This is a genomic window from Vibrio sp. 10N.222.54.E6 (assembly GCF_041473955.1).
In the GTDB taxonomy this organism is placed as follows: Bacteria; Pseudomonadota; Gammaproteobacteria; order Enterobacterales; family Vibrionaceae; genus Vibrio; species Vibrio tasmaniensis_A.
The window spans coordinates 1-465 of sequence record NZ_JBFRTD010000089.1 but is presented as its reverse complement, the minus strand read 5'-3'; the positions used below and the strand labels follow the sequence as shown (position 1 = coordinate 465).

Annotated in this window: 1 pseudogene; it reads left to right on the top strand. The window is 47.3% G+C overall.

What is annotated here, in order from left to right:
• Window positions 1–274: 274 nt before the first annotated feature.
• Window positions 275–465 (top strand): annotated as a pseudogene (locus AB4513_RS24630) (hypothetical protein); the annotation flags it as partial.

Sequence of the window (465 nt, the reverse complement as noted above, 5' to 3'; positions counted from 1 at the left end):
TAGCACTTGCAAAAAAGCCGTCTCCCCAACAGTAGACGGCTTTTTTGTGTCTAAAAAACCAGCGTTTGATTTCTTTTCTCGGTTGAGATAGGTTGAAATTTCACCGTTTGGACGACCAATCCGAACAGCTCTAAAAACTGTTGGACCTCAAAATATGACTCCTTTGACTCAGCCTTGGCGTGGGCTAAAGCCCAAACAACACATTCTCAATCACACCGCTTGTTTATCCCTCGGGATGAAGTGCTATGTGTTTTAAACGTGGACGGTGAATGTTATGAAGACGCCTGGACACGACTCCTCCCCTCCCCCGCTCGATAAATCGAGTTACGATGCGCAGTATCGCCGTAAGCGTAAGGCTCGCAAACTGGATTTGATTGAATTGTATCAACGTGTCGTTGAAGAAGAGAACGCGCGGAACCCTAAGACGCCTTTTGAGATCGGATTCAAGTCTCGCCGGTTGCTTCG